Origin of the sequence: Enhydrobacter sp. (assembly GCA_025808875.1) — a bacterium.
In the GTDB taxonomy this organism is placed as follows: Bacteria; Pseudomonadota; Alphaproteobacteria; order Reyranellales; family Reyranellaceae; genus Reyranella.
In genome coordinates, this window is record CP075528.1 from 4611055 (window position 1) to 4630204 (window position 19150).

The window sequence follows — 19150 nt, forward strand, 5'->3', positions numbered from 1 at the left end:
AACTCGGTGGTGACGATGTTGACGCCGGGCAGGCCGCGGTTATCGAGATTGTAGAGGTCGTGCAGACTGCACGATGTGCAGGACCCTCAATCGCTCAGGGCAATGACGGCGAGTTGCGCCTCCGCCGCGATCTGCTGCAGCACCGGAGTCGGCGCCACCTTGGTGTTGGTCGGCTTCGCATAGCGCCTGGTCGCGATGCCGGCCTTCTGGAAGTGACCCTCGAGGCGGTCGATAAACTCCTTGCCGCGCGATTTGCCGATGTCCATCAGCGCCACCACCTTGCCGTTGAGCGACGGCGGCGGGGTGAGACGCGCGCGTTTGGTCGGCGCGCTCTCGGCGGTGGGATCGCGCAGCTTCACGGCGATGCTCATGGCTTGATCTCCCTCGTTACGGCTTGGCACTCGGCACGGACGGACATGCCGGGCCAGCCGCCGATGATGGCGGAGAATAGCCCGGCCGGGCCGCCGGCGCGAACAATGAGAAGTCCGTCGCGGGCGAACTTGTCGACGGTGGCGTCGGCCAGCTTGGCCGGCAGGCCCTCGCCGACGCCCTGCGCGCCCTGCACCAGGTCGCGAGCCGGCCGCTTCAGCGCCTGGAAGAGTTCGTCCTCGATGCGGCGGCGGTTCCAGCCCGCGTCCTTGAAGATCTTGTGGTGCTCCGGCGTCAGCACCAGCACCGCATCGCCGGCATTGCAGAGCTTGGGATGGCCGACGCCGAACAGGCCCATGGCAAGCGAACGCGTCAGCTCCTCGGGCGTGCGCGACTTCTGGTCGATGAAACCATGCACGCCCTCGCCGTGGAACAGGGTCACGGCGTTCCTGCCGCGGGCGACGCCGCGGCGCTCGGCGAGCGTCTCCCACGCGGGATCGCTCTCGTCCTCGGCGAAACAGAAGGTGTACTTGCCCGGATTGCCCAAGGTGGCGCGGTCGATGGCGCCGGGCAGGCCGCCGCCGACATTGCGCACGATCAGCTGCAGGGCGCGGCCGATGGTGGCGTTGGCGCGGTTGCCCTGGCCGAGCGCATTGACGCCCGAGTTCATGCCGATCTGGCGCGCGATCGGGCCGTTGATGATGACCAGCGGGCCGGAAAAGTGCGTGGTGCAAAGCAGGCCGTGCAGCACGAACAGCGGATCGAGGGCGGCCTCGAGCACGCCCAGCACGACCGGCATGTATTCCGGCTTGCAGCCCGCCATGACGGCGTTGATCGCCACTTTCTCGACGGTGCAGGGTGCGAGGTTGGGAGGAATGAGGCCGATCACCTCGTCGGGCTTGCGCGAGGTGCCGCCGAGCATGCGCAGGATGCGCTCGTCGGTCGGCGGCACGACCGGCAGGCCGTCGCTCCAGCCGCGCTCGAAGCAGGCCTCGATCGGATCGTCCCATTCGCCGACCGCAATGGTGCGCGACCTGAGGCCGGGATCGCCGTAGCGCGCCACCAGCGCCTCATGCACGCCGGGCTCGACGGTGCGCGAGCCGCAGCCCGGCTGCCAGTCCGGCAGGCCGTCGCCTGCGGCGGCCTTGCCGGCGAGCCTGATCCAGTCGTCGCGATGCCAGCCGACGGCGCGACCGACCTCGCGGCCCTCCTGGAAGCGGATGAGGGTCGGCACCGAATCGACATTGAGGTGGAACGAGCGCTCGAGCGCCTGGTCATCGACGACCTGACGCACGCCCTGCGGAAAGGCCGGGTCGTCCTGCGTCACGACGGTGAGCCCGCCGGCGCGGTCGAGGCTCTGCATCACGGGCTCGACCAGCACGCAGGTCGGGCACTCGTGCTTGACGACGGCGACCAGGCCGTCGCGGGGAAGAAGGGAATCGGGCATGTCACGTCTTCCTTGGCAGAGAACGACTCACATCAGCTTGAACACGGACAGGCCGGCTGGCTACAGGATGACGTAGTCGCCCTCGTCCAGCTTCCGGCAGGCGATGCGGGCGCCATACATAGCGCCCAAGCGTTCAAGCGTGGGTCGCATCTGCTCGGCGCGGTCCACTGTACGACGAGCTGGTATCTCGGCAGGGACATGGCTTCGTTGTTCTTCCTCTACAAAACCTCGCCCCGAGGAGGGAGCGAAGCTCCCGTCTCGGAGGATGAGGTTCATTACGTGTTCAGAAGCGCCTCCACCTGCCGGTCGATGAACGCCTGATCCTCGGGATTGTCGCGCGGATTGCCGGCGCGATGGCCCCACACGCTGGGTATCTCGGCGAGCCGTCCGTGCCGAAGATGGGGCAGCTCGGCGCGGTTGTCGTCGGTCTGGAAGTAGAGGTCGGTCGCCGACGGCATCAGCAGCACCTTCGCCTTGATGCCGGCCAGCGCCATCTGGAGATCGCCGCGGTAGAGATCGTTGGCCGAGATGTCGGCGTGCTGCCAGGTCCAGAGCTGGGCCATCAGGTCGCGCGCATCGCGGCGCAGGAAGTTGGCCTCCCACGACCGCGCCAGGAAATCCTCGAGGCTGGCGAAGCCCAGCTCGCGCCACATCTCGCGGCGATAGAAGGTCTGGCTGAGCGCCCAGCCGGCATAGATGCGGCCCATGGCACGCAGGCCGTCCTCGGGTGTGCGCGCGTTGCCGACGGCGGTGCGCACGCCTTCGAGGAAGACGAAATTGTGCGGTGCCGTGCGGGCCGAGCCGCAATTGACCACGATGCGCTCGACCGCTTCGCCGAACAGCGCCGCCCAGTGATAGGCCTGCTGCGCGCCCATCGACCAGCCATAGACCATCCTCACCCGATCGACGCCGAACACCTCGGCCATCAGGCGCCGCTGCGCCATGACGTTGTCGTAGGTCGTGACCTGCGGGAACTCGGCCGCGCCGTAGTTCGACGGCGAGGTGCTGAGCCCGTTGGTGAACATGTTGGGGATGACGATGAAGTGGCGACTGGGGTCGAGACAGTGGCGCACGTCGACCAGCCATTCGATGTCGGTGTGATGCGCCGAATAGGAGGTCGGATAGACGACGACGTTGTCGCGCGCCGGCGCGAGCGTGCCGTAGGTCTTGTAGACGATGCGCGCCGCCTTCAGCGTGCCGCCGCGCAGCAGCGCGACGTCGCCGCACTCGAAGACGCCCTCCGAGGTTCTCATGTCTTCTCTGGGAGCGACGAGAAGCTGCGGACGATGTCGCGGTTGACCTGGATGTAGCCCTTGGCGACGTGCTTGAGGTGCGGGCGCAGGTAGAGATGCGCCTCGGGCAGGTGGTGGAAGGCGATGTTGGGGAAGAGGTGATGCTCGGCGTGGAACGGCAGGTTCCACATGAGGAAGCGCAGCAGCGGATTGCTGAGCGTGGTGCGGGTGTTGGCGAAGCCGTCGTCGGAGTGCGGGCAGAGCGTGTGCTCGCACAGCAGATAGAGCCGCAGGAACGGCAGGCCGCAGAGCATCGGCAGGAACCACACCCAGAGCACGATGTCGGTGCCGAGCGCGAGCGACCCGGCGACCAGCGCGGCGTAGAGCGCCAGCAGCCAGCGGCCCCAGCGCCGCACCTCGGGCCACGCCGTGGGATGGATGTAGGTGACGTTGCCGGTATGGCCGAACGGGAAGAGGAAGATGTCGCGCAGGCGCAGCACGACGAAGGGGATGGCGCTGATGCGGAACAGGTACTGGCCCCAGGTCCGCGGCACGACCGCGGTGATCAGCTCGGGATCGCGCGCCGGATCCTGCGTGTAGCGGTGATGGGCCATGTGATAGTGGCGGTAGAAGGCGGCGTTGTTGAGGATCGCCGCGCCCGACAGGAAGGCCAGCAGGTCGGCCAGCCGGCGCGTGCGGAACGAGCCGTAATGCACGCTCTCGTGCATGGCGCCGAACAGCGCGTTGATCAGCAGGCCCTGCAGCAGCAGCGCCGGCACGAGCCACCAGCCGCCGCGCGCCTCGAGCACGGCCCAGCCGCCGGCGACCAGCAGCGCGAGATGGGCGGCGGTCTGCACCAGCCCGGCGCGGTCGGAGCGCGCGTAGAGCCGCTTCAGCACATGCGCCGGCACGACGCGCATCTGCTGCGCGCGCCGGCCGGTATGGACGAACGCCTCGGCTACTGTATCGGCGCCCATAGCCCGTCCCGGTAGGCGCGCTCGGTGCGCGCCTCGGCCGCCGCCTTGTCGGCCTCGGAAAGGCCGATCTGCTCGCCGACGATGCGGCTGATCGAGGGGAAGGTGCCCCGGGGCTGGCGGTGATCCGCCTCCCACAGGCGCGAGCGCAGCAGCGCCTTGGCGCAGTGCAGGTAGGCCTGGCGCACCTCGACGACGATGGCGCATTTCGGCGCCTTGCCCTGCACCGCCATCGATTCGAGCAGCGCCGCATCGACCGAGAGCCGCGCCGTGCCGGCGAGCCGCACCGTCTCGGCGATGCCGGGGATGAGGAAGATCAGCGCGATCTCCGGGTTCTCGAGAAGATTGCGCAGCGTGTCGAGCCGGTTGTTGCCCGGCCGGTCGGCGATGGCGACGGTCCTCTCGCCGAGCACCTTGAAGCTGCCCGGCGGATCGCCGCGCGGCGTGACGTCCTGCCGGCCGGCGCGATCGGCGGTGGCGACCAGGCAGAGCGGCGACAGCGCGATGAACCGCGCCATGTGACGGTCGACGCGGCCGATGTCCTTCAGCGCCGCGCCCTTGCCGACGGGCGCGTAGGACTCGACGAGGGCGCGCGCGCCGGCATCGTCGAGCAGGTCGGGAGCGGCGGGAGCGGCGGGGGCGGCGGCGGGATTGGCGGCGGAATCGGGCATGAAATGGCCTTTCTGACGGCAAAACCTAGCACGGCGGAACGGCGGCGGCCTGCAACTCCCCGCGAGCGCTCCGCGTTCTGGAGGACACACTGCCCGAGGAGAGACACATGACCTACACGCCCCCGCCCGGCACCCCCGACCCTAGCGGCTACGACAAGTACGGCAACGCGCGATTCGACCCGCCCCCGCCCGACGGCCGCGGCCCCTGGGTGCTGCTCGGCCTGCTGGCGCTGATCGGCCTGATCGGCGGCCTGCTTTATTTCGGCGGCAACCGGGCCGACGACGAGATCGCCCGCGCGCCGGCCGACCGGCCGACCCTGACCGACACGGTGCGCACGCCCAACACGCCGGCCCTGCCCGGCGCCGGCACCACCGAGCGCGCGCCGGGCGGCATCAACCCGGCCCCAGCCGAGCCGACGACACCCGCCGCGCCGGCGCGCGACTAGCCGGAAGGCCCCCCGCCGAATTAAAAAACGGCAAAAAATTCCCGGCCGTCCCCACAGGCGGGGCGGCCGGCGGCGCCGTCCACGCCGCGTCCATTTCCGGATGGACGGATCCGATGCCGATGGCACAAGGATTTCCGGCCGATCGTCCGGATGTCCGCGCCATCCGGCCCGTCCGCCGCCCGAGGGGCTTGCCAGTCGTACGATGTTGTTATACAAATCGTACGCATGGACCATACACACATGCACCGCTGGGACCGCGCCGGCCTCGAGCGGCCGCGGACCGCGCCCGAGCTGCTGGCCCGCCGCTTCGAGGCGCCGGTTCCCCTGCTCGCCCCGCTGCTCTCGACCGGCACGCTGGCTCTCGTCCACGGCCCGCGCGGGCTCGGCAAGAGCTTCCTCGCCCTGCATCTCGCCTGGGCGGTGGCGGCCGGCGAGAGCTTCCTCGGCTGGCGCGCGCCGCAGCCCCGGCCGGTACTCTATGTCGACGGCGAGATGACCGACGCCGAGCTGCAGGCCCGGCTCCGCCTGCTGCCGTCGCAGCCCGACGGGCTGCAGTTGCTGATCGCGCATGCCAGCCAGTACCCGCTCGGCGACCTCGCCGAATCGGACGGCCAGGCGCGGCTGCGCCGCACGCTGATGCTGATGATGGAGGCGCGGCCCGCCCTGGTCGTGCTCGACAATCTCGCCAGCCTCACCGGCTTTTCCGCCGAGCACCACGACCGCTGGACCCGCCTGCAGCATTTCCTGCTGTCGATGAGGGTCGCCGGCCATGCCGTGCTGATCGTCCACCATTCCAACAAGCGCGGCCTGCAGCGCGGCACCTCGCGGCGCGAGGACGCGCTCGACCTGACGCTCGGCCTGCGCCGGCCCGCCGACCACGCGCCGCGCGAGGGCCTGCGCGTGGAGATCCATTTCGAGAAGGCGCGCGGCCTGTTCGGCGAGGCGGTGGCGCCGATCGAGGCGCGCATGGCGACCGACCCGGCGAGCGGCCGGGTCGGCTGGCAATGGCGCCGCGCCGAGGAGGGCGAGCTCGAGCGCGCCGCCCGTCTGCTGCGCGCCGGCCTCAAGCCGGGCCAGATGGCGCTCGAGCTCGGCATCTCGCGCAGCAAGGGCTACGAGCTGCGCGCCCGCGCCCTCGAACGCGGCCTGCTCGAGGGCGTGCCATGACCGGCCGGCAAGCGGGCGACGGCGCGGCCCCCCGGAAGCGGCGCGACGGGCGCTGGACGCGCGCGGTCAAGCCGCTCTTGCGGGTGAAGGCGATGCATCTGCGGGGTGAGGACAACCGCGCCTACCTCGCGCGCGGCCGCTATCTCGGCAGGCTCACGCGCGAGCGGCTCGACGATGCCTACCTGTTCGCCGGCACGATGGTCTGCGTGCGTGGCCGGCTCGATGCCAGCTGGGCGCTGTGGGACGTGGGCGCCGAATACCGCCTGCGCGACCTGCCGGCGCCGACGCACCTGCTGGCGCCCCTCCTGCCGGCGCTGACCCAGCGCGTCGCCCAGGCCTTCGTCGACCCGGCCACGCACCGCGAGGTCAAGGAGATGATCGCCGCCTTCATCGCCGACCTCGGCACGCGCCTGGAGGGATGAGGGCCGACAGTGGTGCGCCGACGTGCTCGCCCAGCCGTTGCGCCGCGAACGGCAGCCTGACGGCCGCCTGCGCTTTTGGGGTATAGTCGTCCAGCCAGGCGACGCGGCGCCGCGCTACTTGCGCGTCGTGACGTTGGCCGACGGCGAGACCGTGCACAATGCGTTCTTCGACCGCGGCTTTCGCGAGGACCAGTCATGAAGCTCCGTTATTACGCCGAGACCGATTCGCTCTACATCGAACTCAAGGAGACACCGGGCACCGAAGCGCGCGAAGTGGCGCCCGGCCTGGTGGTCGACCTCGACGAGAAGGGCGACGTCGTCGGCTTCGACATCGATGGGGCTTCGCGCCGCTTCGACCTGTCCAAGCTGGAAACGATCGCACTGCCCCTCCAGACGACCAAGGCAGCATAGCGGGCGGGGCGATCGAGGAGAGCGCAAGGAGAGAAGAGGTGTCAGGACGCCCGACGCGGCCGGCCGCCCTTGCGGCCGTTGGCACGCGCCGCGGCGGACTTGGCCGGCGAGCGCGTCTGGCCGGCGCGCCGCGCCATCTCCGACGCCATCCAGGCGCGCGTGCCGAACACCCCCATCAGAAGGCCGGGCACGGTGAAATCGGCGTCCAGCGTCTCCCAGTGCAGGCCGTAGCCGGTGCCTAGGATCTCGACCTCGGCGAGTTCGGCGTCGCTTGCCTTGGCGAGCCCCTGAAGCGCGCGGGCCGGGAAGACGAACGTACAACCGTTGGTGAGGTCGACAATGACCCGGCCGGTCCGCCGCTCGTAGCGCACACTTTTGGCCAATGGCTCCGTCAGAGCCAGTTCGCGGCCGCGTGCGGTCGCACGGTCGAGTTCCCTAGCCGTCAGGGCCTTCGGCATTGGCGACATCGTTGTCCTCTCCATGCACAGACCGCCAAGCCCACAGCAATTGGGCCCGACGTGTCATTGTTTCCAACAAGATCCTGCGCTGAGTCGCGCGGTTGAACCGGCGGGACCATTCTATCGATGGACCAGCCTCAGGCACGCCCAGCAGCACCTTGGCTTCGCCATCGCCCGAGACACGTGGACATGCGGAGGGCCATGATCGTCGACGAACACAACAAACCGCAGGTTTCCTAGGCGATGGACGGTCGGCATTGGCAAGATAACCCATCTGATGGGTTTTTCAAGTCCCATCCAAACGAGAGGCTATCTGGCCAACACCTGGTTGCAACTTATCAGAAGTTGCAATTTTTGGTTTAACCCTGCGGCATCCGATCGATGAACCCCACGACCTGCTCCAGCCGGCCGTCGGCCGCGAGCGTGCCGAAATCGACGCCTTCGACCACGGCCGGGCCCGACGCCGGGCCGAGCGACCAGGCGAAGCGGACGTATGCTCCATTGGGGCCGCTGTGGCTGTCGACCTTCGAGGTACGCTTCAACACAAAGCCCGGGAAGCGGGCCAGGACGCCCGCCAGCATGGCATCGATGCCGGCCGCGCCGTCGCTCGCCATCACCGGATCGCGATAGCGGCCCGCCGCCGCCCAGGCGCGGGCAACGGCGGCCTGCCGGCGGCCGGGATGGGTCTCGTTCCAGCTCTCGATGTAGGCGGCGATCGTGCCTTCGACTGCGCTCAGGCCAGGTGCAGTGCGGTCGGACAGGGCTTCCTCCTTCAGCAGGTGACGATGCGCGGGAGGTAAGCGCGGAACGGGGTGGGCGGCGATTGTCTGGGAGGTAATGAGTGCTTGCGAACTTTCAGTGGCCTGGACCTTCACTCGTGCTCAGCATCTTCGTGTTTGCGAAGACGCGGCGGCCTCTGATGGTGGACGTGCAACGGCATGCCCAGTCATTGTTGGCCTATCGACCCAGTATCTGGTTATTGTTGCAACAACCTTGAGCTGTTCCGTAGTAATAGATTGGGAAAGCCGGGCCGGCGCTTCAATGAACACAGTGACGGCCAGCTCGGGGCCGGGGTGCCAATGAAGTATCCGCCTTTGAGCCAGGTTAAGGCTGACTTCGACGCTGTACGCAAGGAACTTCTAAAAATTGGTGTTCCGCCGAAGCTCCTAAACAGCATTGCGACAAAAGCACTGCGCACGGGTAGCCGTAATCTTCCACTAGCCTCCGCGAGAAGACTTGAACCGCATCAATTTCTTCTGGGGTAGCCCGGACGTGTATTCCGCTGACGTAGTCGCGGATATGGCCAGGCTTGACTACTTCGTCTTGCAGACTTGCCGTTTTGATAGCAGCGGCCACAGAATCGGAGGTCATTCGCTCCGCCTTAGTCAATGGATTGGCGGTTACGTTGTTTTGGCTCTTCATAGCTGACAGAAATTCGCACGGCCGAGCAGGTTCACCAAAGTTAAGTAACACTTAGGCGGCCCTTGCGGCCGCCTTTTCTCTATCACCTACGCTTATGCATACGCACCACCCGGAGAAGTCTGCCCTCGTCGACCTAGTCATGAAGGACGCCACTGAAGCCGAGCGCCGCGAGGCGACCAGGCACTGGTTTGATTTCCTCGAGGGCTTGCTCAAGATCGTCGATGACGACGAGCGGAAGCAGGCACGCGAACTCGTGCATTAGAACTCGTGCATTTGCGTCACGGAGATTGATCGGAAATATAAGGGGCGCGACGCTCCAAACGGCCTACGGGAGCTGCTTTCACAACCAGTGGTTGACAGTTTGCCACACCAATCTAGTCTATAGGCAGGTGGGCTCAATCGAAGCACTCTTGGAGGCTAACCATGATCCTAACTAACTGGTGGTACGCGGCCGTTACGATACTCGTCGTGATGGCGACGCCTGGACCGGCAATGCTGCTCGGTCTGGCGGTTGCTACTCAGCATGGCATTCTGCGCAGCCTCTATGTGGGAGCCGGAATACTCATTGCGTTCTCGTTCTTTGCACTCCTGTCGTTGAGTGGGATTGGTGCGCTGGTACTTGCTGAGCCTATGGTATTGACCATGCTTCAATGGTTCGGCGTCCTCTATCTTGCGTGGCTCGGGACCAAGGCACTCCTCCGCTTTAGAGCGATGACGTCCAACCAATCGCTTTCCGACGCTGTCAGTGCTGCCGAGAAAAGCAGCTCGTTCTTCCGCCACGGATTCCTAATGAGCATGAGCAACATGAATGCCGTGTTGTTCTTCACAGCCATATTCCCTCAGTTCATCGACGCAGGCGTCCCCATCGCTCCGCAGGTCACGCTGCTCTACATCACGTTCTGCTTCTGCTGGTTGGTTGCGTTCCTGCTGTATGCAACGCTCGGCGCCTTCATACGCGAGCATGTTCGATCATCGGCAACAAGGTGGCTGCATTTGGTGAGTGGGACGGTCTATTTCGCGGCGGCTGGCATGTTGGGGTTCAGGCGATGACAGCTCATAGAGCTTGGAGGGTAACAGCCCACCAAGGCGTTTAAAGATCTTGCGGTTGCGTATGCGTGCGCGTTTCGTGATTGAGGACGCCTTTCAACCTCGGGGCTTTGAACCACCGGCTGTAGCTTGTCGGCGAGTCACCGCTTGCAGTAAATCTCGCGCCACGTGTTGGAGTCTTCGGAATGCTCGCACTGGAGATAGGGCGCATCGTCGGGGACGCGCGCCTCGAGGCCGAGCCCATGACGCCGGAAGGCGGCTCCCTACTTGCCTAGCATGGTCACACCCCCTCATTCAGCAGCTCGACATACGCCTCGTAACGATAGACCCGGCCGCGCGCCTGGCCGGTGATCTCGTCGACGATGCCGAGACGCTGAAGTTCCTGGAAAGCGACGTTGACGGTCGGCATGGAGAGGCCGGTGAGCTCGGCGGCCTTCGGGCCAGTGAGGAACGGGTTCCTCTGCAGCCGGTCGTAGAGGCGCAGCAGCGAGCCGCCGCGACCGGACCGGGCGATGCGCTCGCGATCGCGGGCGAAGAGATCGACGATGCGCGTGGCGGTCGTGAAGGCACCCTGGGCGGTCTCGGTCACGCCGTCGAGAAAGAACTCCAGCCAGGTCTCCCAGTTCCCGCGCTCGCGCACCTCCTGCAGCAGCCGATAGTAGGTCTCGCGATGGCGCTTGAAGTAGAGGCTGAGATAGAGGAGCGGCTGATGCAGGACCTCCTGCGTGCAGAGGAAGAGCGTGATCAGCAGACGACCAAGCCGTCCGTTGCCATCGAGGAAGGGATGGATGCTCTCGAACTGGACGTGCAGGAGGCCGGCCTTGACGAGCGGCGGCAGCGTCGGCGTCGGCACGTGGATGAACTTCTCGAAGGCGTCGAGGCAGGCGGGCAGCTCATCGACGGGCGGCGGGACATAGACGGCGTTGCCCGGCCGCGTGCCGCCGATCCAGTTCTGCGAGCGGCGGAACTCGCCAGGGCTCTGGCGATCGCCCCGGCTGCTGCTCAGCAGACGTTGGTGCATCTCGCGGATCAGGCGCAGCGACAGCGGAAAGCTCTTGAGCCGGTCGAGGCCATACATCATGGCATCGACGTAGTTGGAGACCTCGCGCACGTCGTCGACCGGCTTGCCGGACGCGGCGTCCGTCTCGAAGCGCAGCAGGTCCGACATCGTCGATCGAGTGCCTTCGATCTGGGACGAGAGCACCGCCTCCTTGCGGACGTACATGTAGAGGAAGAGCGCAGGGTCGGGCAGGAGGACGGTGATGCCGTCGAGGCGGCCGATCGCGCGGTCGGCTCCACTCAGCCGGCCGACGAGCGCGCCGAGGTCGATCGGCGGCTCGGGGGGCAACGGCGGCGGGACGAAGGCCCGGACGCGCTCCTCACCGGTGGTAACCTGCGTGTAGCGTCCCAGACGGCCTGAAGGGGGAGAGGTCATCGGGATGCGGAGCATTAATTAATAATAATGGATATTTCTTAATTAACTGGTTTGCCTGCTAAGGTAAACTTGATTTGGCTATCCAGTGGTTAAGTGGCTGGCGATAGAGTTAATTAACCGGGGTGCTGTTGAGAGGCGCTTGACTACGCGCAAGTGTTAATTAAGAAATATGGATAATATCTAATTAACAGATCCGAGAAGGCGGGGCCAGATGCGCGCATCGGCGACTATTCCGCTTCCTTGATCCTGGCTTCCAGCATGCCGCGGATCGGCGCGGCGGCATTCTCGCCCTTTCTGAACCGTGCGGGTGGGGCGCTTTTCGCGCAAGGCGCGAAAACGCCGACTCGGCGCTTCGCTTCGTTGCAGCGGCTGCCGCCCGCCGGCGACCCTTCGGCTTCGCTCAGGGCGGGCTGCCCGACCCGCGTCGCCTACTCGGTCTCCTTTATCTTTTCCTCCAGCATCCCGCGTATCGGGGCGTCGCTGGGCAACATCTCCAGCAGCGTCTTCCACCTGCGCGCGGCGGCCGGCTTGTCGCCCGCCGCGAGCGAGGCGGCGCCGAGATAGAAGAGCGCCAGCGCGTTGCGCGGCTCGGCGCGCTCCAGCCGCTCCAGCACGGCGACGGCGTCCGTCGAGGGCGCGGCGCCGGGCGGGATGCGGCGCACCAGCACCTCGGCCCAGTCCGACAGCAGGCGGGGATCGAGCGGCTGCAGGCCGTCCGCCTTCGCGTAGGCCTCGGCCGCCCGCTCGGCCTCGCCCAGCACGCGGCGCGCCTGGGCGAGCCGCAGCCAGCCGGCGCGGTCGGTCGGATTGTCGGCGAGCCGCGCGGCGAGGCCGTCGACCATGCCGCGGATCGCCTGCTGGCGCTGCTCCCCGGTCAGGCTCTGCATCGCCTCGACCTGGTCCTGCGTCGGGCCCCGCGGCGCCGATGCGGGAGGCCTGCGGTCGGGCCTGATCTGCAGCGGGTCGAGGCCGGCGGCGCGGGCGACGCGCTCGATCTCGGCGCGCAGCATGGCGAGATAGGGCGCATCGTCGGGCGCGCGCGCCTCGAGATCGAGCCAGCGCTCGAGCGCGGCGCGGCTGTCGCCGCTCTGCGCCTCGTGGCGGCCGAGATAGTAGGCGGCCCGCGGATCGGCCGGCGCGAGCTGGAGCGCGCGGCGGAAGGCGGCAAGCGCGTGCGGCGTCACCGTGCCGTCGGCCTCGAGGGTCAGCGCCTCGCCGAGCGCCGACTGGGCCTCGGCGTCATCGGGCTTCTCGGCGACGCGCCGGCGCAGATGACCGAGATCGAGCACCGGCGCGCCGGGCTGGGCCACCACGGGCGCGCGGGGCGGATCGAAGCCGGGGGCGCCGAGCTGGAGATAGAGGCCGAGCGCGAGGAGCGGGATGGCGAGGGAAAGCGCCGGGGGGAGGAGGCGGTGAAGAGCAGAGGCGGAGCTGGAGCTCCGCGGTCCCAAAGAAGAAGAGTCGGCGGCGGCGAGGAGGCGGCGCTCGATCTCGAGGCGGGCGGCGGCGGCCTCGCTCTCGGGCAGCAGGCCCTGGGCGCGCTCGCGCTCGATCTCGGCGAGCTGGTCGCGGTGGATGGCGAGGCTTGCCCCGAGCGTCGTCGAAGGGTCCTGCTCCACGCGACGGCGCAACAGCGGCACCAGCAGCGCGGCCACGGTCGCGGTGGTGAGCAGCGCGAGGAGGAATTCGAGCATTACGCCCTCTTGTCGTCCAGAGGCGAAGCCGAAGGACCTGCCGGTTGAAGCGGGAGATCCTTCGCTTCGCTCAGGATGACAGAAAGCCGCTTCCGCTCCTCCTCCGTGAGCGGCGGCGGGGCGGCCGGCCGGCGGCGGCGCGCGGCGAGGACGAGCGCGGCGCCGGCGACCAGCAGCACCAGCGGGCCGCCCAGCCACAGCACCCAGGTGCCGGGGCGAAAGGGCGGCCGGAGCAGCACGTAGTCGCCGTAGCGCGCCACCATGAAATCGAAGACCTGGGCATCGCTGTCGCCGGCGACCAGCCGCTCGCGCACGGCGCGGCGCATGTCGGCCGCCACCTCGGCGTTGGAATCGTCGATCGCCTGGTTCTGGCAGACGACGCAGCGCAGGTTGCGGCCGATGTCGCGGGCGCGCGATTCGAGGGCGGGATCGGCGAGCCGTTCGTGCGGCTCGAGGGCGAGCGCGGGCAGCGCGAAGAGACTCAGGACCAGGACGCACAGTGCAAAGAAGCGAAAAGTGTCATCCCGAGGCCGCAGGCCGAGGGACCTTCCCCGCGGCCTCGAAGGTCCCTCGCTTCGCTCGGGATGACACCGGGGGCGTGTCACGACCCGCCTCGCAGCAGCGGCAGGATGCGGTCCAAGTCCCGCTCGGTGATGGGCCCGCGGAAGTGGAGGCGGACGATGCCCTGGGCGTCGATCACGTAGGTCTCGGGCACGCCCGACAGGCCCCAGTCGAGACCGAGGCGGCCGTCGAGGTCGGTGCCGGCATATTTGAAGGGATCGCCGAGGCGGGCGAGCCAGGCGCGCGCGTCGTCGGGCTTGTTCTTCCAGGCAATGCCGACGATCGTCGCCCTGTCGCGCTCGGCGAGCCGCATGAACAGCGGATGCTCGGCGAGGCAGGGCGCGCACCAGCTGGCGAAGAAATTGACGATCACCGGCCTGCCGGACTTCAGCAGCGACTCGTCGAGCGCCGGCTCGCCCTTCCTGAGGGCGGGCGCCGCCAGCTTCGGCGCCGGTCGTCCGACCATCACCGAGCCGATCGAGGCCGGATCGCGCCCGGCCAGCAGCGACCAGCCGAAGAAGCCGGCCAGCACGGCCACCATCAGCAGCGGGAGGAGGAAGAGCGCGCGGTTCATTCGGCCGGCTGGGCAACGGTCTTCGAACGGCGAGGCGCGCCGATCCTGAGGCGGCGATCGGAGAGCGAGACGAAGCCGCCGAGCGCGCAGAGCGCGGCGCCGATCCAGATCAGCGGCGCCAGCGGGTTGAGGTAGAGCCGCACCGTCCAGCCGTTGGCCGCATCGCCCTCGCCCAAGGCGGCGTAGAGGTCGCGCAGGATGTTGGTGTGGATCGAGGTCTCGGCGACCTGGCGTCGCTGGACGGTGAAGAGCCGGCGCTCGGGCGTGAGCACGGTGAAGGGCGCGCCGGCCCGGCTCACCGCCAAGGTGGCGCGCTCGGCGATGTAGTTGGGGCCCTGCAGCGGCTCGACCTTGTCGAGCGTCACGGCGTAGCCGGCGAAGTCGATGCGATCGCCCGGCTTCAGGGTGCCGATGAACTCGCTGTTCCAGGCCGAGGTGGCGACGGCGCCGAGCACGACCAGGCCGAGGCTGGCATGGGCCAGGGTCATGCCCATGCTGGCGCGGGTCGGCAGGCGCCACCGGGTGCGCTGCAGGCGCTGGACGCATTCGAGCAGGCTGCCGGCGATCAGCCACACGCCGAAGCCGAAGGCCGTCGCGGCCAGCGCCGAGCGGCTGTCGACGACGACGTAGGCGACGACGGCGCCGACCACGGCGATGACGCAGGCGGCGCGCAGGCGCACCAGCGCCGGGCCGATCTCGGCGCGCTTCCAGCCGAGATAGGGGCCGACGCAGAGCGCGGCGAAGAGCGGCGCGCAGATCGGCACGAAGGTGGCGTTGAAAAAGGGCGGGCCGACCGAGACCTTGCTGCCGGTCACGAGGTCGAGGAACAGCGGATAGAGCGTGCCGAGCAGCACCGTGGCGGCGAGCGTGCAGAGCAGCAGGTTGTTGAGGATCAGCGCGCCCTCGCGGCTGACCGGCTGGTAGAGGCCGCCGGGCTGCAGCCGCGGCGCCTTCACGGCATAGAGCGCCAGGCCGCCGCCGGTGACGACGACGAGGAACGCCAGGATATAGAGGCCGCGCGCCGGATCCTGGGCGAAGGCATGCACCGAGGTGAGCACGCCCGAGCGCACCAGGAAGGTGCCGAGCAGCGACAGCGAGAAGGCGAGGATGGCGAGCAGCACCGTCCAGCTCTTCAGCGCGTCGCGCTTCTCGACGACGATGGCGGAGTGCAGCAGCGCGGTGCCGGCGAGCCACGGCAGCAAGGAGGCGTTCTCCACCGGATCCCAGAACCAGAAGCCGCCCCAGCCGAGGATGTAGTAGGCCCACCACGAGCCGAGCGCGATGCCGAGGGTGAGGAAGCACCAGGCGGCGAGGGTCCACGGCCGCACCCAGCGCGCCCAGGCGGGATCGACCCGGCCCTCGAGCAGCGCGGCGATGGCGAAGGCGTAGGTGACGGAGAAGCCGACATAGCCGAGGTAGAGCATCGGCGGATGGAAGGCGAGGCCGGGATCCTGCAGCAGCGGATTGAGGCCGTTGCCGTCGGCCGGCACCGGCGAGACGCGCTCGAAGGGGTTCGAGGTGAAGAGCAGGAAGGCGAGGAAGCCGATGCCGATCAGGGCCTGGATCGCCAGCACGCGGGCGCGCAGCGAGTCGGGCAGGTTGTCGCCGAAGAGGGCGACGGCGGCGCCGAAGACGGCGAGGATGAGCGCCCACAGGAGCATGCTGCCCTCGTGGTTCCCCCACACGCCGGAGATCTTGTAGAGCAGCGGCTTGGCGGTGTGCGAGTTGGCGACGACGTTGGCGACGGAGAAGTCGGACACGACGTAGGCCTGCGTCAGCGCGGCGAAGGCGAGCAGCACCAGCAGGGCCTGGGTCAGCGCCGCGGTGCGGCCGAGCGCCATCAGCCGGGGATCGCCCCGCGCCGCGCCGACCAGCGGCAAGGTGCCCTGCACCAGCGCGACGGCGAGCGCCAGGATCAGCGCGAAGTGGCCGAGCTCGACTACCACGGCACTGCCCGCAAGGCGCCGCGCAGCGAAGCGCTCACTTGCGCCCGTCCTTCCATTGCCCCGATTCCTTGAGCGCCTTCGCGACCTCCGGCGGCATGTAGTTCTCGTCGTGCTTGGCCAGGATCTCGCGCGCCTGGAAGACGCCGTCGGCGCCGAGTGTGCCCTCGGCGATCACGCCCTGGCCCTCGCGGAACAGATCGGGCAGCAGGCCGCGATAGACGACCTCGATCGACTTGTGCGTGTCGGTGACGGCGAAGCGCACCTCGACGCCCTGCTTGCGCACGCTGCCGCCCTCGACCAGGCCGCCCAGCCGGAAGCGGCGGTCGGGCGCGGGCGGCTTGTCGGCGATCTGGGTCGGCGAATGGAAGAAGACGATGTTGTCGTCGAGCGCGGTCAGCACCAGCGCCGCGGCGACGCCCAGCACCGACAGCGAGCCGACCAGCAGCCACAGCCGCTTGTGCTTGGGCTTCATGGCGTCCTCTCGACGCCGCGCGCCTCGAGCGCGCGGCGCACCTTGCGGCGGGCGAGCAGGCTCAGGGCGAGCAGGCCGCCGAGGCCCAGCGCGGCCACGGCGTAGGAACTCCAGATGAAGACGGCATGGCTCATGGGGGTGGGCTTAGCCCATGACGCCGGGCGGGAGAAGGAGCTGGATCAATCCCTGCCCTGCGCGGAGTCCGCGCAGGGGCGGTGCCATCGGCGTTTCCTGCCTTGTCTTTTCTGCGCTGGTCGTTTGGCACGGCTAGGCGCCTTCGTCGCCGAGCCGCTCCAAACGCCGCCGGTCGATCTCGGTCTCGGTGCGCAGCATCACCAGGAGCACGTAGAGAAGCGTCAGCGCGCCGGCCATCCAGAGCAGCGGCGTCAGGATGGCGGGATGGATGGCCGGGCCGGAGAGCTTCAGCACCGAGGCCGGCTGGTGCAGCGTGTTCCACCAATCGACCGAGAACTTGATGATCGGCAGGTTGACGACGCCGACCAGGCCGAGGATGGCGGCGGCGCGGTCGCCGCGCTCGGGATCGTCGTAGGCGCGGCTGAGCGCGATGTGGCCGAGATAGAGGAAGAAGAGCAGCAGCATCGAGGTGAGCCGCGCATCCCACACCCAGTAGGTGCCCCACATCGGCCGGCCCCACAGCGCGCCGGTGAGCAGGCAGATGGCGCAGAAGGTGGCGCCGACCGGCGCGGCGGCGCGCGCGACCAGCGCCGCCAGCGGATGGCGCCACACCAGCAGCGAGGCGCCGAGCGCGGCGAGCAGCGCATAGCCCGCCATGGCGATCCAGGCCGCGGGCACGTGCACGAACATGATGCGCACCGTCTCGCCCTGCTGATAGTCGGGCGGCGACACGACCAGCGCGAGCCAGAGCCCGACGCCGAGCGCCAGCGCCGTGGCGAGCGCCAGGCCCGGCAGCACGCGCCGGCCGAAGCGCCGGAAACGCGCGGGATTGGCGAGGAAATGCAAGGAGGCCATGCCCGTCCCCATTCTCGTCACTCGCCGGCCTGCCGCAAGGCGGCGGCCATCGCCCAGGGCGTGGTGGCGAGCGCCACCAGCGCCAGCGCTCCCAGGATCGCGAGATGCACCAGGAAGCCGTCGCCGGTCGCCGCCGCCTCGATGGCGCCGGCGCCGAAGATCAAGGTCGGGACGCAGAGCGGCAGCGCCAGCAACGCCAGCAGGGCGCCCGATTTTCGTGCCCCCAGGGTGAGCGCGGCGGCCAGCCCGCCGATCAGCGACAGGGTCGGCGTGCCGACCAGCAGGGTCGCGGCGACGGCAGCCAGACTCTCCGGCGCCAGCCCGAAGGCGACGCCCAGCAGCGGCGCCAGAAGCGCGAGCGGCAGGCCGGTCACGATCCAGTGAGCGAGGCACTTGGCGAGCACGGCGAGCTCGAGCGGCCACGGCGCCAGCAGCAGGAGATCGAGCGCGCCGTCCTCGTGGTCCGAGGCGAACAGCCGCTCGAGCGACAGCAGGGCGGCGAACAGGGCGGCGCACCACAGCACGCCCGCGGCGATGCGCTGCAGCAGGTTGGTTTCCGGCCCGATGCCGAGCGGGAACAGCGTCGTCGCCACGACGAAGAAGGCGAGCACGACCGCGACGTCGCCCGGCCGGCGCAGCACCAGCCTGAGATCGCGCGCCAGCAGCGCGGCGAAGCCGGTCATCTCTTCTCTTCCGCCTCTCCCTTGCCGGGGGGAGAGGAATCGAGGGACAGCGTACGCGCGCCGGGCAGCGGCGCATGGGTGGCGGCAATGGCGATTCCGCCCGAAGCGAGATGGGCGGCAAGCGCGCGCTGCAGCGCCATCTGCGCCGGCGCATCGAGCGCGTTCAGAGGCTCGTCGAGCAACCAGAACGGTGCAGCGGCGGCGACGACGCGGGCGAGGGCGGCGCGGCGGCGCTGCCCGGCCGAGAGGGTGCGCGCCGGCCGGGTCGCCTGCGGCGCGAGATCGAAAGCCGCGAGGGCGGCGTCGATCGGATCCGTCGCGCCACGCAAGCGCTGGGCGAGGACGAGATTCTCGGCCACCGTCAGATCGCCCTTCAGCCCGTCGAGATGGCCGAGCCAGGCGATGCGGGCGCGCCAGGCCTCGCGGTCGGTTCCGGCGTCGAGGCCGGCCCAGCGCAGCCCGCCCCGCTCGGCCGGCGTCAGCAGCGCGAGCGCGCGCAGCAAGGTGGTCTTGCCGCTGCCGTTGCGGCCGGTCAGCGCCAGCAATTCGCCGGCGGCCAGGGAAAACGACAGGGCGTCGAACACCCGTCGTCCGCCGCGACGGCAGGCAAGATCCGTCACTTCGAGGAGGGCGGCGGCCATGTCCGGGGCTGCTTAGCACGCCGGCAAAGAAAAAGGCCGTCCTGTCGGGGGAGAGTGACAGGACGGCCCAAGCGCCTCCGAGGAGGCT

The 19150-nt window shown here is 68.8% G+C and carries 23 protein-coding genes; 6 read left to right on the forward strand and 17 right to left on the reverse strand.

The features are described 5' to 3' along the window. Positions 1–86: 86 nt before the first annotated feature. From KIT25_22920 to KIT25_22940, 5 genes are all read right to left on the reverse strand, one after another. The gene (locus KIT25_22920; protein ID UYN94838.1) at positions 87–371 is read right to left on the reverse strand and encodes a hypothetical protein; all 285 of its coding nucleotides are present in this window, start codon (positions 369–371) and stop codon (positions 87–89) included. Beyond that, complete coding sequence (locus tag KIT25_22925) at positions 368–1816, reverse strand: thioredoxin family protein (protein UYN94839.1); 1449 nt, start codon at positions 1814–1816, stop codon at positions 368–370. The genes KIT25_22920 and KIT25_22925 overlap by 4 nt, the downstream gene beginning before the upstream one ends. 275 nt (positions 1817–2091) lie before the next feature. Next, positions 2092–3069 carry an alpha/beta fold hydrolase gene (locus tag KIT25_22930; protein ID UYN94840.1) on the reverse strand — a complete coding sequence of 326 codons (978 nt, stop codon included), beginning with the start codon at positions 3067–3069 and terminating at the stop codon, positions 2092–2094. After that, positions 3066–4025: a fatty acid desaturase gene (locus KIT25_22935; GenBank protein ID UYN94841.1), complete on the reverse strand. Its 960-nt coding sequence runs from the start codon at positions 4023–4025 to the stop codon at positions 3066–3068. The genes KIT25_22930 and KIT25_22935 overlap by 4 nt, the downstream gene beginning before the upstream one ends. Next, positions 4007–4693: a pyridoxamine 5'-phosphate oxidase family protein gene (locus KIT25_22940; protein ID UYN94842.1), complete on the reverse strand. Its 687-nt coding sequence runs from the start codon at positions 4691–4693 to the stop codon at positions 4007–4009. Before KIT25_22940 ends, KIT25_22935 begins: the two co-directional genes overlap by 19 nt. Positions 4694–4800: 107 nt before the next feature. On the opposite strand from KIT25_22940, the gene KIT25_22945 reads away from it, so the two are divergent. The 5 genes from KIT25_22945 (at position 4801) to KIT25_22965 (ending at position 7139) form a co-directional block, all read left to right on the forward strand. Next, complete coding sequence (locus KIT25_22945) at positions 4801–5139, forward strand: hypothetical protein (protein UYN94843.1); 339 nt, start codon at positions 4801–4803, stop codon at positions 5137–5139. 225 nt (positions 5140–5364) lie between these two features. Continuing rightward, a complete protein-coding gene (locus KIT25_22950) occupies positions 5365–6306 on the forward strand; it encodes an AAA family ATPase (protein ID UYN94844.1) in 942 nt (313 codons plus the stop codon). Continuing rightward, on the forward strand, positions 6303–6728 hold the full coding sequence (locus KIT25_22955; protein UYN94845.1) for a hypothetical protein: 426 nt from the start codon (positions 6303–6305) through the stop codon (positions 6726–6728). The genes KIT25_22950 and KIT25_22955 overlap by 4 nt, the downstream gene beginning before the upstream one ends. Before the next feature lie 22 nt (positions 6729–6750). Next, positions 6751–6927, forward strand: coding sequence for a hypothetical protein (locus KIT25_22960; protein ID UYN94846.1), 177 nt, complete (start codon positions 6751–6753; stop codon positions 6925–6927). Further along, positions 6924–7139, forward strand: a complete 216-nt coding sequence (locus KIT25_22965; protein UYN94847.1) for a DUF2283 domain-containing protein — start codon at positions 6924–6926, stop codon at positions 7137–7139. Before KIT25_22960 ends, KIT25_22965 begins: the two co-directional genes overlap by 4 nt. 41 nt (positions 7140–7180) lie before the next feature. Here the strand turns inward: KIT25_22965 and KIT25_22970 are convergent, their stop codons facing one another. Both KIT25_22970 and KIT25_22975 read right to left on the reverse strand, forming a co-directional pair. Continuing rightward, entirely contained in the window at positions 7181–7597 is a 417-nt protein-coding gene (locus KIT25_22970; protein UYN94848.1) for a DUF2442 domain-containing protein, read from the reverse strand. Positions 7598–7956: 359 nt separating this feature from the next. Then, a complete protein-coding gene (locus tag KIT25_22975; GenBank protein ID UYN98034.1) occupies positions 7957–8334 on the reverse strand; it encodes a nuclear transport factor 2 family protein in 378 nt (125 codons plus the stop codon). A gap of 1108 nt (positions 8335–9442) precedes the next feature. Here KIT25_22975 and KIT25_22980 point away from each other — a divergent pair. Next, on the forward strand, positions 9443–10069 hold the full coding sequence (locus tag KIT25_22980; protein ID UYN94849.1) for a LysE family translocator: 627 nt from the start codon (positions 9443–9445) through the stop codon (positions 10067–10069). A gap of 277 nt (positions 10070–10346) precedes the next feature. Here KIT25_22980 and KIT25_22985 read toward each other — a convergent pair whose 3' ends face one another. From KIT25_22985 to ccmA, 10 genes are all read right to left on the reverse strand, one after another. Further along, positions 10347–11501 carry a Fic family protein gene (locus KIT25_22985; protein UYN98035.1) on the reverse strand — a complete coding sequence of 385 codons (1155 nt, stop codon included), beginning with the start codon at positions 11499–11501 and terminating at the stop codon, positions 10347–10349. Positions 11502–11929: 428 nt separating this feature from the next. Then, the gene (ccmI, locus tag KIT25_22990; GenBank protein ID UYN94850.1) at positions 11930–13195 is read right to left on the reverse strand and encodes a c-type cytochrome biogenesis protein CcmI; all 1266 of its coding nucleotides are present in this window, start codon (positions 13193–13195) and stop codon (positions 11930–11932) included. After that, a complete protein-coding gene (locus tag KIT25_22995) occupies positions 13195–13731 on the reverse strand; it encodes a cytochrome c-type biogenesis protein CcmH (GenBank protein ID UYN98036.1) in 537 nt (178 codons plus the stop codon). Before KIT25_22995 ends, ccmI begins: the two co-directional genes overlap by 1 nt. A 65-nt stretch (positions 13732–13796) precedes the next feature. Next, complete coding sequence (locus KIT25_23000; protein UYN94851.1) at positions 13797–14330, reverse strand: DsbE family thiol:disulfide interchange protein; 534 nt, start codon at positions 14328–14330, stop codon at positions 13797–13799. Further along, positions 14327–16276, reverse strand: coding sequence for a heme lyase CcmF/NrfE family subunit (locus tag KIT25_23005; protein ID UYN94852.1), 1950 nt, complete (start codon positions 16274–16276; stop codon positions 14327–14329). The genes KIT25_23000 and KIT25_23005 overlap by 4 nt, the downstream gene beginning before the upstream one ends. A gap of 34 nt (positions 16277–16310) precedes the next feature. Further along, positions 16311–16748 (reverse strand): cytochrome c maturation protein CcmE, encoded by a 438-nt coding sequence (gene ccmE, locus KIT25_23010; GenBank protein UYN94853.1) that lies wholly within the window; start codon positions 16746–16748, stop codon positions 16311–16313. Further along, positions 16745–16882, reverse strand: a complete 138-nt coding sequence (ccmD, locus tag KIT25_23015; GenBank protein ID UYN94854.1) for a heme exporter protein CcmD — start codon at positions 16880–16882, stop codon at positions 16745–16747. Before ccmD ends, ccmE begins: the two co-directional genes overlap by 4 nt. A 133-nt stretch (positions 16883–17015) precedes the next feature. Beyond that, positions 17016–17729 carry a heme ABC transporter permease gene (locus KIT25_23020; GenBank protein ID UYN98037.1) on the reverse strand — a complete coding sequence of 238 codons (714 nt, stop codon included), beginning with the start codon at positions 17727–17729 and terminating at the stop codon, positions 17016–17018. A 26-nt stretch (positions 17730–17755) separates the two neighbouring features. Continuing rightward, a complete protein-coding gene (gene ccmB, locus KIT25_23025) occupies positions 17756–18421 on the reverse strand; it encodes a heme exporter protein CcmB (protein UYN94855.1) in 666 nt (221 codons plus the stop codon). Then, complete coding sequence (gene ccmA, locus KIT25_23030) at positions 18418–19062, reverse strand: heme ABC exporter ATP-binding protein CcmA (protein UYN94856.1); 645 nt, start codon at positions 19060–19062, stop codon at positions 18418–18420. The genes ccmB and ccmA overlap by 4 nt, the downstream gene beginning before the upstream one ends. Positions 19063–19150: the final 88 nt, after the last annotated feature.

Coding starts and splice junctions, on each gene's coding strand:
- KIT25_22920 (UYN94838.1), bottom strand. CDS start 371: ATGAGCATCGCCGTGAAGCTGCGCGATCCCACCGCCGAGAGCGCGCCG.
- KIT25_22925 (UYN94839.1), bottom strand. CDS start 1,816: ATGCCCGATTCCCTTCTTCCCCGCGACGGCCTGGTCGCCGTCGTCAAG.
- KIT25_22930 (UYN94840.1), bottom strand. CDS start 3,069: ATGAGAACCTCGGAGGGCGTCTTCGAGTGCGGCGACGTCGCGCTGCTG.
- KIT25_22935 (UYN94841.1), bottom strand. CDS start 4,025: ATGGGCGCCGATACAGTAGCCGAGGCGTTCGTCCATACCGGCCGGCGC.
- KIT25_22940 (UYN94842.1), bottom strand. CDS start 4,693: ATGCCCGATTCCGCCGCCAATCCCGCCGCCGCCCCCGCCGCTCCCGCC.
- KIT25_22945 (UYN94843.1), top strand. CDS start 4,801: ATGACCTACACGCCCCCGCCCGGCACCCCCGACCCTAGCGGCTACGAC.
- KIT25_22950 (UYN94844.1), top strand. CDS start 5,365: ATGGACCATACACACATGCACCGCTGGGACCGCGCCGGCCTCGAGCGG.
- KIT25_22955 (UYN94845.1), top strand. CDS start 6,303: ATGACCGGCCGGCAAGCGGGCGACGGCGCGGCCCCCCGGAAGCGGCGC.
- KIT25_22965 (UYN94847.1), top strand. CDS start 6,924: ATGAAGCTCCGTTATTACGCCGAGACCGATTCGCTCTACATCGAACTC.
- KIT25_22970 (UYN94848.1), bottom strand. CDS start 7,597: ATGCCGAAGGCCCTGACGGCTAGGGAACTCGACCGTGCGACCGCACGC.
- KIT25_22980 (UYN94849.1), top strand. CDS start 9,443: ATGATCCTAACTAACTGGTGGTACGCGGCCGTTACGATACTCGTCGTG.
- KIT25_22985 (UYN98035.1), bottom strand. CDS start 11,501: ATGACCTCTCCCCCTTCAGGCCGTCTGGGACGCTACACGCAGGTTACC.
- ccmI (UYN94850.1), bottom strand. CDS start 13,195: ATGCTCGAATTCCTCCTCGCGCTGCTCACCACCGCGACCGTGGCCGCG.
- KIT25_23000 (UYN94851.1), bottom strand. CDS start 14,330: ATGAACCGCGCGCTCTTCCTCCTCCCGCTGCTGATGGTGGCCGTGCTG.
- ccmE (UYN94853.1), bottom strand. CDS start 16,748: ATGAAGCCCAAGCACAAGCGGCTGTGGCTGCTGGTCGGCTCGCTGTCG.
- ccmD (UYN94854.1), bottom strand. CDS start 16,882: ATGAGCCATGCCGTCTTCATCTGGAGTTCCTACGCCGTGGCCGCGCTG.
- ccmB (UYN94855.1), bottom strand. CDS start 18,421: ATGACCGGCTTCGCCGCGCTGCTGGCGCGCGATCTCAGGCTGGTGCTG.
- ccmA (UYN94856.1), bottom strand. CDS start 19,062: ATGGCCGCCGCCCTCCTCGAAGTGACGGATCTTGCCTGCCGTCGCGGC.